12 protein-coding genes are annotated in these 12,856 nt (G+C 72.7%); 2 read left to right on the top strand and 10 right to left on the bottom strand.

Going from position 1 to position 12,856, the window contains the following annotated elements; translation table 11 throughout:
• Positions 1–22 precede the first annotated feature (22 nt).
• Both ASG05_RS00770 and ASG05_RS00765 read left to right on the top strand, forming a co-directional pair.
• Positions 23–1,804, top strand: a complete 1,782-nt coding sequence (locus ASG05_RS00770; RefSeq protein ID WP_056258155.1) for a DEAD/DEAH box helicase — start codon at positions 23–25, stop codon at positions 1,802–1,804.
• A gap of 18 nt (positions 1,805–1,822) precedes the next feature.
• Positions 1,823–2,077 carry a hypothetical protein gene (locus ASG05_RS00765; RefSeq protein ID WP_056256227.1) on the top strand — a complete coding sequence of 85 codons (255 nt, stop codon included), beginning with the start codon at positions 1,823–1,825 and terminating at the stop codon, positions 2,075–2,077.
• On the opposite strand, the gene ASG05_RS00760 is transcribed toward ASG05_RS00765, so the two are convergent.
• The 10 genes from ASG05_RS00760 to ASG05_RS00715 form a co-directional block, all read right to left on the bottom strand.
• Positions 2,026–2,598, bottom strand: a complete 573-nt coding sequence (locus ASG05_RS00760) for a hypothetical protein (protein WP_056256225.1) — start codon at positions 2,596–2,598, stop codon at positions 2,026–2,028. The two genes, ASG05_RS00765 and ASG05_RS00760, sit on opposite strands and share 52 nt — an antisense overlap.
• Positions 2,599–2,690: 92 nt before the next feature.
• On the bottom strand, positions 2,691–3,224 hold the full coding sequence (locus ASG05_RS00755) for an adenylyltransferase/cytidyltransferase family protein (protein WP_082486397.1): 534 nt from the start codon (positions 3,222–3,224) through the stop codon (positions 2,691–2,693).
• Positions 3,225–3,271: 47 nt separating this feature from the next.
• Positions 3,272–4,720 carry a hypothetical protein gene (locus ASG05_RS00750; protein ID WP_162240615.1) on the bottom strand — a complete coding sequence of 483 codons (1,449 nt, stop codon included), beginning with the start codon at positions 4,718–4,720 and terminating at the stop codon, positions 3,272–3,274.
• Complete coding sequence (locus tag ASG05_RS00745; protein ID WP_235491346.1) at positions 4,717–5,523, bottom strand: CDP-alcohol phosphatidyltransferase family protein; 807 nt, start codon at positions 5,521–5,523, stop codon at positions 4,717–4,719. Before ASG05_RS00745 ends, ASG05_RS00750 begins: the two co-directional genes overlap by 4 nt.
• Complete coding sequence (locus ASG05_RS00740; protein ID WP_157489993.1) at positions 5,520–6,785, bottom strand: glycosyltransferase family 4 protein; 1,266 nt, start codon at positions 6,783–6,785, stop codon at positions 5,520–5,522. Before ASG05_RS00740 ends, ASG05_RS00745 begins: the two co-directional genes overlap by 4 nt.
• Before the next feature lie 80 nt (positions 6,786–6,865).
• Positions 6,866–8,452: a sugar transferase gene (locus ASG05_RS00735; RefSeq protein WP_157489992.1), complete on the bottom strand. Its 1,587-nt coding sequence runs from the start codon at positions 8,450–8,452 to the stop codon at positions 6,866–6,868.
• A 689-nt stretch (positions 8,453–9,141) separates the two neighbouring features.
• Positions 9,142–10,155: a glycine betaine ABC transporter substrate-binding protein gene (locus ASG05_RS00730; RefSeq protein ID WP_056256216.1), complete on the bottom strand. Its 1,014-nt coding sequence runs from the start codon at positions 10,153–10,155 to the stop codon at positions 9,142–9,144.
• On the bottom strand, positions 10,152–10,940 hold the full coding sequence (locus ASG05_RS00725) for an ABC transporter permease (RefSeq protein WP_056256215.1): 789 nt from the start codon (positions 10,938–10,940) through the stop codon (positions 10,152–10,154). Before ASG05_RS00725 ends, ASG05_RS00730 begins: the two co-directional genes overlap by 4 nt.
• Positions 10,937–12,199 (bottom strand): ATP-binding cassette domain-containing protein, encoded by a 1,263-nt coding sequence (locus tag ASG05_RS00720; protein WP_056256212.1) that lies wholly within the window; start codon positions 12,197–12,199, stop codon positions 10,937–10,939. Before ASG05_RS00720 ends, ASG05_RS00725 begins: the two co-directional genes overlap by 4 nt.
• Positions 12,186–12,836: an ABC transporter permease gene (locus ASG05_RS00715; protein WP_235491345.1), complete on the bottom strand. Its 651-nt coding sequence runs from the start codon at positions 12,834–12,836 to the stop codon at positions 12,186–12,188. The genes ASG05_RS00720 and ASG05_RS00715 overlap by 14 nt, the downstream gene beginning before the upstream one ends.
• Positions 12,837–12,856: the final 20 nt, after the last annotated feature.

The following is a 12,856-nucleotide window of genomic DNA, read 5'->3' as shown; positions in this document are numbered from 1 at the left end:
CACCCCGACCGACCCGCTCGACGTGGGCGTCTCCGCGGGCAACTCGGCGGCCGAGCACCTCTCGCCCGCGTTCCCCGAACGCGCAGCCTGGGGCACGGCGAGCAAGCTGAGGGCCTGGCAGGCCGAAGCCCTCGAGCTGTACTTCTCGTCCTCGCCGAAGGACTTCCTCGCGGCGGCCACGCCCGGCGCGGGCAAGACCACCTTCGCCCTGCGGCTCGCCACCGAACTGCTGTCGCGCGGCGAGATCGACCGGGTCGTCGTCGTCGCGCCGACCGAGCACCTCAAACGCCAGTGGGCGGACGCCGCCGACCGGGTCAACCTCCGTCTCGACCCCATGTTCAAGAACGCCGACGGCACCTTCGGTCGTCACTACCACGGCATCGCCGTCACCTACGCGCAGGTCGGCATGAAACCCGAGGTCCACAAGGCGATCACGACGGCCGGGCGCACCCTCGTCATCCTCGACGAGGTGCACCACGGCGGCGACGCGCTGAGCTGGGGCGACGGCATCCGCGAGGCCTACACCGGGGCGACGCGACGGCTCTCCCTGACCGGCACCCCGTTCCGGTCCGACACCGCGCCCATCCCGTTCGTCCAGTACGCCCCCGACGAGCACGGCATCCGCACCTCGCGTGCGGACTACGCCTACGGCTACGGCCGGGCCCTCGCCGACGGGGTCGTCCGGCCGGTGCTCTTCATGGCGTACGCCGGGCAGATGCGCTGGCGCACCCGCATGGGCGACGAGATGAGCGCGTCCCTCGGCGAGGCCGTCACGAAAGACATCACGGCGCAGGCCTGGCGGACGGCCCTGTCCCCGCAGGGCGACTGGATCCCCGCCGTCCTGTCGGCCGCCGACAAGCGCCTCACCGAGGTGCGTCGGGGCGTCCCCGACGCCGGCGGCCTGGTCATCGCCACCGACCACACCGCGGCCCGGCAGTACGCGGCCGTCCTGCAGAAGATCACCGGCGAACGACCGACCGTCGTCCTCAGCGACGAGAAGGCGGCATCCGACCGCATCCAGGCGTTCTCGGACGGTGACAGCCGCTGGATGGTCGCTGTGCGCATGGTCTCCGAGGGCGTGGACGTGCCCCGACTGGCCGTCGGGGTGTACGCCACGTCCGCGTCGACGCCGCTCTTCTTCGCCCAGGTGGTCGGGCGTTTCGTGCGGGCCCGCCGTCGGGGTGAGACCGCCTCGATCTTCCTGCCGAGCGTGCCGAGCCTGATGGCGCTCGCCAACCAGCTCGAGCTGCAGCGAGACCACGCCCTCGATCGTCCCACCGACGCCGACGACGGCCTCTTCGCCCCCGAAGAAGACATGATGGCCGCGGCGAACCGCGACGAGAAGGCGTCGAGCCTGCTCGAGCAGCAGCCCTTCGAGGCCCTCGACTCGCAGGCGTCGTTCGACCGGGTGCTCTACGACGGTGGTGAGTTCGGCACGGGCGGTGAGATCGGCAGCCTCGAAGAACTGGACTTCATCGGCATCCCGGGGCTGCTCGAGCCCGACCAGGTGCGAGACCTGCTGCGGCAGCGCCAGGCCACGCAGGCACGACGCGCTCCGAAGACCGGCCTGCCCACGACCGCGCCCCGCGACGAGGCCCGCCCGCTTTACCAGACGATCAAAGAACAGCGTCAAGAGCTCAGCCGGCTGGTCTCGATCTGGTCGCGCCACTCGAACGAACCCCACGGGCTGATCCATGCCGAACTGCGGCGGGTCAGCGGGGGCCCGTCGGTCGCGCAGGCCAGCACCGAGCAGATCCAAAAGCGCATCGACGTCTTGCGGGGACGTCTCGGCCAACGCGCCTGACGCGGGTACGATCGACCGATGCTCGACGAGACCGCCCCCGACCGGTGGACCGTGCGCTCCGACGCCGAGGGGGCGCCCGAAGCCGTGATCGAACGGTTCGGCGGCGGTTACCGTCTCAGCAGGTGGAGTCCGACCGACGCCGAACCGGCTCGGCTCGGGGTCTACACCTCCGTCGGCCTCGCCGAGACGGCCTGGTGGCGCTCGGTCGATCGGGAGCGCGGTCAGGGCAGGCGCACGATGTCGGCCAGGCGGACCGGGCTCGAGGACGCCTGAGGGCGGTCGCCGCGGCCCGACCGGCCCGATCGGCCCGACCGGCCTGACGCCTCGTCGAGCACCGAGACGCCGGCGTCGGAGCACAGCAGCACGGGGCGCACCTCGAAGACCCGGTGTCGAGCCAGGGCCGTCAGAGCCTCTGCCCACCGTCCGTCGGACGCCGACGACGCCGCGGGCCCGGGGCGCTCGAGGACGAACGCCACCGAGGCCGCCCCGAACTCGGCGGCCACCGCCCCGAGGGCGTCGCCGTAGTGCTCGACGGCGACGTCGTCCGGCGTGGCGGGCACCCCCTCGAGGGGCACCATGAGCGGCAGGGCGATGTCGTCCGAGTCGAAGAACAGCGTCCAGAGCTGCCGACGGACCGCCGTGGGGACGATGGCCCCGACGTGTCGGACGAGGTCGGGGACGTCGCGCACCGGGCGATGGGGATCGGCGACCGGCACGGCGTCGCCGCCGCCGGGTGACCCGGGCGAGACGACGGAGGCGCGGAAGGGGACGTCGAGGACGGAGGAGGCTGTCATGGCTCGATCGTCGTGGCCAGAGGCCCGCCCGACGGAGTTGTCCCCAGGGTGGCCTCCCCGCCCCCACGCGCGTCGGGGGTGGGGAGGACCGGTCAGCCCTGGAGGCGGACGGACTCGGCGGCGGGAGCCTGGTCGGCTCCCTGCCCGCCGGCACCCGAGAGCGCCCGGAGGGCCCTGCGCAGGACCGTGCTCGAGGTGCTCATCGTGTACGGGAAGTACACGACCTCGACGCCGACGGCGCCGAACTCCCGCTCGAGCCGCAGGCCCTTCTCGGTGCCGCGCCAGTCGTCGCCCTTGAAGAAGACGTCGAACCGCAGCTCACGCCAGACGTCCATCTTGTCGGGGACCATCTCGGCGTGCACGTCGTCGACGACGTCGATGTGCCGGACGATCTCCAGCCGCTCGGCCAGCGGCACGACGGGCGAGATGCCCTTCGTGACCTGCAGCATCTCGTCGGACACGACACCCGCGATCAGGTGGTCGCACTGCGCGGACGCGTGCCTCAGCAGGTTCAGGTGCCCGATGTGGAACAGGTCGAAGGCCCCGGCGGCGTAACCGACGCGACCCGCGCCTCCTCGGGGGGTCGACGCCTCGACGGGCTCGGTGCCGGGGGCGGGGGAGGTGATGACGTCCACGGGTGTGGTCCTCTCGTCGGGGTGGGGTGCGTAGGGGGTCACGATCGGGTGCCGGGCCGTCGACGTTGCCGCGGTAGGTCGGGGAACGGCCGGCCGGACGCGGGTGCTCCGGCGTGGTCGACCAGGTCGGCGATGCTGAAGGACGGCGGGGACTGCTCGGGCACGGCCCGGACGTCGCCGTCGAGCCAGGTGGCCCGCACGAGGACGCGGCGCCAGGGCGGGACGCCCGTCATCACCACCCCGACGGGCTCGACGTCGAGGCTGAGCAGTTCGGCGCTGAGGCTGCGCAGCGACTCGACGGTCGTGACGCCAGAGCGCACGACGAGCAGGACGCCGTCGGCCTCCGCCGTGACGCTGCGGAGGGACAGGGGGTGGGATTCGCTGGACGCCTGGACGACGGCGACGTCGTAGTCCTCGCGGAGCGCCGTGAAGAAGGCGTGCGTGCCGCTGCGGACGTGGCGTCGCGACGAGGCCACGACGCCGTCCGGCACGGGGACGCGGTCGTACCCGTGTCGGTCGCCCTCGACCTCCTCGGGCACGGCGCCGTCGGGCACCGTCGACGGACGCGCGAGGGTGCGGGCGTCGAAGTCGGACTGGACCAGGGCGCAGGTGGCGCCGAGTTCGACGACGGCGCGGGCGAGACCACCGTCGACGCCCATCGCCTCGCGGACGGCGTCGGTGCGAGCCAGCAGGAGCGTCGAGGGCGACGATCCACCGCAGAGCGTGCGCGTGTTCTGCACGACCTCCCGGAGGGCTGTGCGGGTGCGTGCGGACGAGGCGTCCGTGCCGGAGTCGTCGTGACGGAGCGTCCCGGGCAGCTGCCCGACGACCGGGAGGCCGGTGAGGCGGCGGACGTCGTCGACGGTGTCGACGGTCGGTCGCGCCCTGGCCAGGACGAGGGCCGCGGCGAGTCCCACCGCGAGACCCGCCAGCAGGCCCGACAGGACGGTGAGGACGAGACCCGGCTCGTCCGGGCTGGTGGGGACGCTCGCGGGGGAGGAGAGCTCGAGGGCGACGGTCTGGCCGCCGGCGCCGGCCCGGGACTCGACGCGGTCCACGACCGCCGACAGGCTCTCGGCCACGTCGTCGGCGAGGGTCGCCGCCGCCTCCGGGGTCGACGCCGTCGCGTGGACGCGGAGGACCGCCGTGTCGCCGGGGTTGACCACCGAGACCCGCTCGGCGAGGCCGTCCACCGGGACGCCCAGGTCGGCGGCCACCGGCTCGAGGACCTCCGGACTGGTCCCGAGCTCGGCGTACGACGACACCCGCTGCTGGGCGAACTGGCTCCTGGCGGCGAGGCCGGAGCCGGGGGACTCGACCCGGACGAGCAGCGTGGCGTCGGCGCTCCAGCCGGTCGGTGCGAGCTGGGCTGCGCCGATGCCCGCCGCCGCACCGAGGAGTGCCGCCACGCCGACCAGGGCCGCATGGCGGGAGACCGCCCGGCCGAGGCCGCCGAGGACGGCCCGCGGGCCGGGACCCGAGGTCACGGCCGCGTCCCGGACGGCGACGGCGACACGGCCCGCAGTTCGCGGAACCACTTGGGCAGCGCCAGCACGAGGTACGCGGCGTTCGCCACGAGCAGGGCGACGTAGACCACGGTGAACGCCGGCGGCCACGCCAGCAGGACGAAGGCCAGGCACATCAGGCCGTAGTCGGTGGGCACCACGGCGAGCGAGTACAGGAGTCCGGTGCGACGGCCCACGGGCGCGGCGACGCCCGTCTTGGCCGCCTCGGCACGACGCAGCTGGTCGGTCAGGACGATGGCGAAGAACGCCACCGTCGCGACGACCTGGTAGACGAGCGGGACGGCGAGGAGCGCCTCCCGGCCTTCGGGTTCGCGCAGCCACGACGCGAACACCGCGAGGTGGAGCACCGCGATCTTGGTGGCGTCGATGACGTGGTCCAGCCACTCGCCGGCAGGGCTGCCGCCGCCACGGAGACGGGCGAGCTGACCGTCGGCGGAGTCTAGCGCGTAGCCCACGACCAGCAGGAGGACGACGGCCAGGGCCGTGCCGATGCCGGACGGCACGAGGGCGAGCACCGCGATGCCGGCGAAGGTGCACGCGGCGCTGAGGGCGGTGACCTGGTTGGGCGTCGCCCCCAGGGTGTAGGCGACCGCAGCCGCCCAGCGCCCGAGTCGACGGTTGACGAAGCGCGAGTAGGCGGGGGCGCCCGTGGACGGCTTCTGCGCGGACGCCAGCGCGGCCATCGCGGGACGGACGGCTCGCGGCACGGCGTCCCGGGCCGGCGTGCCGTGGGACGACTCGGCCGTCGACGACCGGCCGCTCACGAGGCCACCGCCAACGTGCCGACGTCGGCCGTGTGCAGCTCGCGGGTGACGACCGCCCCGATGCGCCGACGCATGCGCTCCGGCGTGAAGCGTTGCACGTAGGCCTCGCGGGCGTGACGGCCCGCCTCGGCGAGGGTCTCGACGTCCAGGGACGAGAGGATGGCGCTCAGACCGTCGACGTCACGGCGGTCGAACAGCCAGCCGGTCCGCCCCTCGTCGACGACTTCCTCCGGTCCGCCCGATCGGCTCGCGATCACGGGTCGGCCCTGGCTGAACGCCTCGAGCGTGACGAGTCCGAAGCCCTCGAGGGTGTCCGTCGGGAGGATGACCGCGTCGGCGTCTCGGAGGTACGGCGACGCGTCGGCGACCTCGCCCACGACGGTCACGGTCTCGGGCCGCGAGACGATCGCGGCCACGAGCGCGGGCACGTCCACGGCGGAGCCGACGGCGGGCGGGCCGCCGAGCACGACGAGCTGGCCGGGGCAGCCGGCGGCGTTCCACGCCGTCAGCAGGGTCGCGTGGCCCTTGTGACCGTTCCAGCGGCTGGCGACGACGTACTGCGGAGCGCGATCCGCGACCCGCTCGATCGCGTCGACCGACCGGTCGGACACGCCGTTGTGGACGACGACGGCCCGAGGATCGTCCGACAGGCCGGAGGAGTCGAGCACGGACCGGGAGACGGCCACGAGGGAGGTGCAGGCCCGGGCGAGCGGGCGGAGTCCGCGACGGTCGCCGTCGCTCCACGGCTCCTGGAGGTGGCCGACGATGCGTCGGACGCCCATGGCACGGGCGACGGGGGCGACGACGAGGCAGGCGCTCGTCGCGCAGTAGACCAGGTCGAAGTGCCGACCCGACAGGCGGAAGGCCGTCCGCACGGCGTCCCGAGCCAGGCGGACGAGGCCGAGCGGCCCGAGGCGGGTGCGGCGCAGGATCGGCAGGGGGGTCCGTTCGACGCGGGCTCCGAGCTCTCGCAGCCTCGGACCCAACGGGCCCACGGCGACGTCGGAGGGCAGCCACACGGTCACGTCGAGATCGTCGCGGGCGGCGAGCTCGCCGACCACCTCGACGACGATGCGGTCCGAGCCGTACATCTCGTCGGACGAGTGGACGAGCAACACCTTGCTGCGACGCGAGCCCCGGCGGCGGCGCGGCAGCTCGGGCAGGTCGGTGCCCGGACGGACGACCCCGTGCGTGGTCTCGTCGGCGGACGGCGTCGCGGGTGACGCCTCGCGGTCCTGGTAGTGCCTGATGTCGATCGACATGCTCTCTCCCCTGTCGTCGTGAGCGTGGTCGGGGCCGGCGGACGGCCCGAGATGGTTGCGGGTGCGGTCGGTGCTCGAGGTCAATAGGCCCCGCGGTGCTCGAACAGCACCCGGACGGTGCGCCACATGATGACGAAGTCGACCGTCAACGACCAGTTCTCGACGTAGTAGAGGTCGAGCCGGACGCTCTCCTCCCAGCTGAGGTCGCTGCGCCCGTTCACCTGCCACATGCCCGTGAGACCCGGCTTGATGTAGAGGCGACGGTGGACGTGGTCCTCGTAGCCCTCGACCTCGCGCGGCAGCGGGGGACGGGGCCCGACGACGCTCATGTCGCCCCGCAGGATGTTCAGCAGCTGGGGCAGCTCGTCGAGCGACCAGCGACGGAGCACGGCGCCGACGCGGGTGACCCGGGGGTCCGACTTCATCTTGAAGAGCAGGCCGGCTCCTTCGTCGGCCTGGGCCAGGTCGGAGAGTCGACTCTCGGCGTCCACGACCATCGACCGGAACTTCAGCATCTCGAAGGTCCGTCCGTCCCGGCCCACCCGCTCCTGGCGGAAGAGGACGGGGCCCGGTCCGTCGAGGCGCACCGCGAGGGCGACCACGGCGAAGACCGGCCAGAGGACCACGAGTGCGGCGGAGGCCAGCACCAGGTCGGACAGACGCTTCAGGGCGTGCCGGGGGCCGTCGAACTGGGGCAGCTCGACGTGCATCAAGGGGAGCCCCTCGACGGGCCGGTAGTGAATGCGGGGGCCGGCCACGTTCGTCAGGCGGGACGCGATGACGAGTTCGGTGGCCCGGCCCTCGAGGGACCAGCCGAGGTCGCGGAGGTACTCCCGGCCGCGGCCCGGTTCACCGGCGACGATGACGCTCTCCGCACCCAGGCGCCAGACCGCACTCGGGACGTCGTCGAGGTCGGCCACCACGGGGACGACTCGCCCGCCGACGACGATGCCGCGCGGGTCGGAGTCGGGGACGGCAGCCCCGACGATGTCGTACACCGCGCCACTGGTCTTGTCGATGCGCCGCACGACGTCGGCGATGTCGTCACGAGACCCGACGACGACCGCGCGGGACAGGTAGTGCCCCTTCGCGCGCTGACGCTCGAGCCAGCGTCGCATGGTCCAGCGACCGGTCACCAGGCCGGCCCCGCCGACCGGCAGAGCCACCAGGAAGTAGCCCTCGCCACCGATGTGCCCGACCGACGCGAACCCGATCGCCACGACGGCGAAGGCCCAGACGCTCGCGGTGAGCAGGCGCTTGTACTCGACGACACCGCTGCCGACGACCGCGAGGTCACGCGTGCGGTGCAGGGTGAGGCACGCCGTCCAGACCAGCCCCACCACGACGGGCAGCCACGGCGAGCCCACCGACTCGGCGAGGGTGGACGCGTCCGTGCCCCGCCCGGCGGCGATGGCCCTGGCAGCGTCGACCGCGACGGCACCGACGATGCTCGCGGCGAGGACCACGGTGTCGACCAGACGCAGGCGACGGCGGTAGCGTCGCGCCCAGGCCGCGCCGGACTCGGCGTCGACGGCCGGACGGCTCGGCGCGGCGACCACGCTCGAGGCGTGGGCGTCGTCGGCCGTGGGCAGGTCGTACGGGGGGTCGATCCGTCGGGGTGACGGTCCGACCAGGGCTGAGCGGAGTTCGCTCTGCGTGCTGGACATCGAGGCTCGGGTTCGGGTAGGCGACGGCACGCCCACGCCGGTGGTGACGACGGGGCGGGGGAGGGCGGTCGATCGAGGTTCGGGTTCGATCGACCGCCCGGGCGTCGCGCCAGGACACGGGCCCCGAGGGTGCGGGGCGTCGGTTCGGGCGACGACGGGCGCGACGGGCAGCGGGTCTGCTCGACGCACGGTTCGGGTCGGTGCGGGTGGGGGAGCGGTGGCTCCGCCCTGGTTCGGGTTTCTCGTCCTTCGTGGTGATTTCGGGTCGACCAGCGGACGTTGTGACTCTAGTTCGGGGGGCACCCGTCAGAAGAGTCTAGCCAGACCCCCCGTTCGGGGGCGTCCGTGTCCCCCCTGTTGCCGACACCCGAACGGGTGACCCGCGACCCCCTGGTGTCACCCGTGCGGGGGTGACAAAGTCCCGTGAATCGAGCGAGAGGGACGCCAGCGTGACCGCCTCGACCGGGAACCACTCGGTCCGCTCGACAAAAGTCCTGGCCAAGGCCTTCTTACCAGGGCCCCGCATCAGCAGGGCCACCCCGGCGGGCGACTGTTCACCCCCACGACAGATGTCGTTCACGGCGCTTCGAACCGTCCCGTTCTGCCGGGGGTGGGGTACAGACGGACAGCGCCCCCCGGCCTACCGGCCGAGGGGCGCATCACCCGTCACAATCACCCTCGCCCGCGTGTCACGGACGGGTGACGAACCCTTGCTCCACCATCCAGTCGAAGGCCACGTCGGCGGGCTCCCGACCCTCGACGTCGACCGCCAGGTTGAGGCGTCGCATCTCGGTGTCGGTCAGCGCCGGAGAGATCTCGTCGTAGACGTCGGCGAGCTGCGGGTACTCGTCGAGGGTGGCCGTCGAGAGCACCGGCGCCGCGTTGTAGGCCGGGAAGAACCCGCCGTCGTCCTCGAGCACGCTGAGGTCGAGCGAGTCGATGCGACCGTCCGTCGTGAAGACCTCGCCGAAGTTGCACCGGCCCCGGTCGGTCGCCGTGTAGACCGTGCCCGTGTCGAGGATGCTGACGTTGCCGGTCGGCACGCCGTCGGCGGCGCCGAGCTCGAGGCCGTAGGCGGCCAGCATGGGCGCGAAGCCGTCGGCCCTCGAGTTGAACTCGGCCTCGACGCAGAACGTCCGCTGCTCGACGGGCAGCGCCGCGATCTGCGAGAGCGACGTGATGTCGCCGAGCTCGGGCACGGCTTCCGACCGCACGGCCATGGCGTACGTGTTGTTGAGCGGAGCCGGGTCGAGCCAGGTCAGCCCGTTCTCGGCGTCCGCCTCGCGCACGGCCTCGTACTGCTCGCGCTGGTCCGGGATGCCCTCCGGTTGGGCGAGGTAGGTGAGCCAGGCGGTGCCGGTGTACTCGTACGTCATGTCGGCCGTGCCGTCGAGCATCAACTGGCGCACCGCCACCGATCCCGGCACGTTCGTCATGTCGGTGACCTCGAATCCGGCCGCCTGGGCCGCCAGCACCGCGATCTTGCCGAGGATCAGCTGCTCGGTGAAGTTCTTCGCCGTGACCGTGATGGCCGCGTCCTCGGGCAACCCCTCGATCGCCTCGATCGAGCCCGGTGCCACCGCCGGCACGAAGGCCGTGGCCGGTTGCAGACCGCACCCGGTCAGGGCGAGCGTCGCCGCCGCGACGACGGCGAGGGACGAGGAGGCGCGGCGCAGCCGGCGAGGAAGGCGCGAGGGGGTCATGCGCGGAGTCCCTTCGGACGGGCGACGTGCTCGACGACGCGACCGAGCCAGTCGATCAGCAGGGCGAGCAGGGCGATGAGCAGGGCCCCCGACACGAGGACCCGGGGCAGGAACAGGTTGACCCCGGTGGTGATGAGCAGTCCGAGGCCTCCGGCCCCGATGAACGTGGCCAGCGCGGCCGATCCGACGAGCAGCACCAGGGCCGTCCGGATCCCCGAGAGCATCACGGGCACGGCGAGCGGCAGTTCGACCTTGAGCAGCACCGACGACGCACTCATGCCCATGCCCCGGCCCGCCTCGACGAGACGCGGGTCGACGCTCTGCAGCCCGATCATGGTGTTCCGCAGGACCGGCAGCGCCGCGTAGAGCACGAGGGCCACGACGGCGGCCCAGAAGGTGAAGCCGAGCCAGAAGGCGAGCAGCACGATCAGCCCGATGGCCGGGGCGGCCTGCCCGAAGTTCGCGACGACCAGGATCGGCCCACTGATGCGGACGAACGGGCGTCGGGTCAGGAGCACCCCGAGCGGGATCGCGATGACCAGGACGATGGCGGCCGACACGAAGGTCAGGGCGAGGTGCTCGCCGGTGTAGGCCACCAGCTCGGAGGGGTTGAGGGTGGTGCGTTCGGCCGCGCTGAGGTCGGCCGTCGTCAGCCACACCGCGAAGGCCGCGAAGACGGCGAGCACGGCGACGGGCTGGACGAGCAGACCGAGCCACGCGGGCCGGGCACGGCGACGACCGGTCGACCGGCCGTCGGCGGGGGACGGTGCGACGGCGGCGGTCACGCCGCGTCCTCGTCGGCCGCGGGGGCGCCGGGCACGACGTCGAACGACCCGGTGTTGGTGCCGACGGGGGCGTCGTGCTGGGCCTCGGCGGCCGAGGCGCGCGCCCGGGTGATGGCCTCCATGACGACCTCGACGGTGATGACGCCGATGAACGCGTCGCGGCGGCCGGTGACGAGGGCTGCCCCCGCGCTGGAGACGAGCATGGTGTCGAGCGCGTCGTTGAGGGTCGCACCGCTGCCGATGACGGGAAGGTCGGCGTCGGGGGTCGCGCCCAAGGTGCCGAGACGCCCCAGCTGGCGCCGCGAAGGCCACGACACGGGCCGGTCGCGGTCGTCCACCACGACGGCGTGGCCGTGGCCGGCCGCTTCGACGCGAGTCAGGACGTCGGCGGCGGACTCGCCCGTCCGGGCCACGACCGCCTCGGCGAGGTCGACGTCGCGCACGCGGGTCAGCGTGAGCTGCTTGAGCCCGGCCCCCGAGCCGATGAAGTTCTCGACGAACTCGTTCGCCGGTTCGGCGAGGATGCGCTCGGGGGTGTCGTACTGCACGATGTGCGCCCCCTCCGAGAAGATGACGATCCAGTCGCCGAGCTTGACGGCCTCGTCGAAGTCGTGGGTGACGATGACGATGGTCTTCTGCAGCTCGTGCTGGATGTTGATCAGCTCGTCCTGCAGGCGCTGGCGGGTGATCGGGTCCACGGCGCCGAACGGCTCGTCCATTAGCAGGACGGGCGGGTCGGCGGCGAGGGCCCGGGCGACGCCGACGCGCTGCTGCTGGCCGCCCGACAACTCACGGGGGTACCGGTCGCGGTAGGTGCCGGGGTCGAGCGAGACGAGCTCGAGGAGCTCGTCCACGCGGACGGCGATGCGCTCCTTCGACCAACCGAGCATCTTCGGCACGATGGCGATGTTCGCCCCGACGGTCATGTGCGGGAACAGCCCGCCGGCCTGGATCACGTAGCCGATGCGACGACGCAGCTCGTCGCCGTCGATCGAGGTGACGTCGTCGCCGTCGAGGACGATCCGCCCCTCGGTGGGCTCGATCAACCGGTTGATCATCTTGAGGGTCGTGGTCTTGCCGCACCCCGACGGTCCGACGAGCATGACGATCTTGCCGGCCGGGATCTCGAGCGTGATGCCGTCGACGGCCGGCTTCGCCTGGCCGGGGTAGCGCTTGGTCACCTGGTCGAGCGTGATGCTGCGGCCCGAGACCTCGTCCGAGGGGGACGAGGAGGCGCGGGTGGGGTCAGTTCTGGACACGGATGCCTCTCGAGATGGTCAGGCGGCCGAGGCCGACGAGGAGGAGGTCGAGGACGAGGGCGAGGAGGACCACGCCCACCACGCCCGTGACCACGGAGGCGAGCGCGTTGGCGCCGCCCAGTCGGGACAGGCCCGAGAAGATGAAGCCGCCGAGGCCCGGGCCGAGCGCGTACGCCGCGACCGCGGCGATGCCCATCACCATCTGCGCGCTGACGCGCACGCCGGTGAGGATGATCGGCCAGGCGAGGGGCATCTGGACGGTCGCGAGGGTCCGGAATCGTCCCATGCCGATGCCGCGGGCCGACTCGACGAGCGAACCGTCGACCTCGTGCAGGCCGACGACGGCGTTCCGCAGGATCGGCAGCGCGGCGAAGAACGTGACGACGATGACCGACGGCGCGACGCCGAACCCCGCGAACGGGATGAGCAGGCCGACGAGCGCGAACGACGGAAGGGTCAGCCCCACGGCCGACACCCCGTTGGCCAGTGCGTAGAGCGTCGGGTTGCGGTGCACCATGGCGGCGAGGCCGACCGAGATGACGACGGCCAAGACGAGGCACTGGACCACGAGCGAGAGGTGCTGCCAGGAGGCGAACCAGATCTGGCTCCACCGGTCGACCACGAAATCCCACGCCAAGCAGACCATCTCCTCTGAGC

Source organism: Frigoribacterium sp. Leaf186 (assembly GCF_001423905.1).
GTDB lineage: Bacteria > Actinomycetota > Actinomycetes > Actinomycetales > Microbacteriaceae > Frigoribacterium.
The sequence above is the reverse complement of the archived record's forward strand: the minus strand, read 5'-3'. Positions and strand labels throughout refer to the sequence as shown.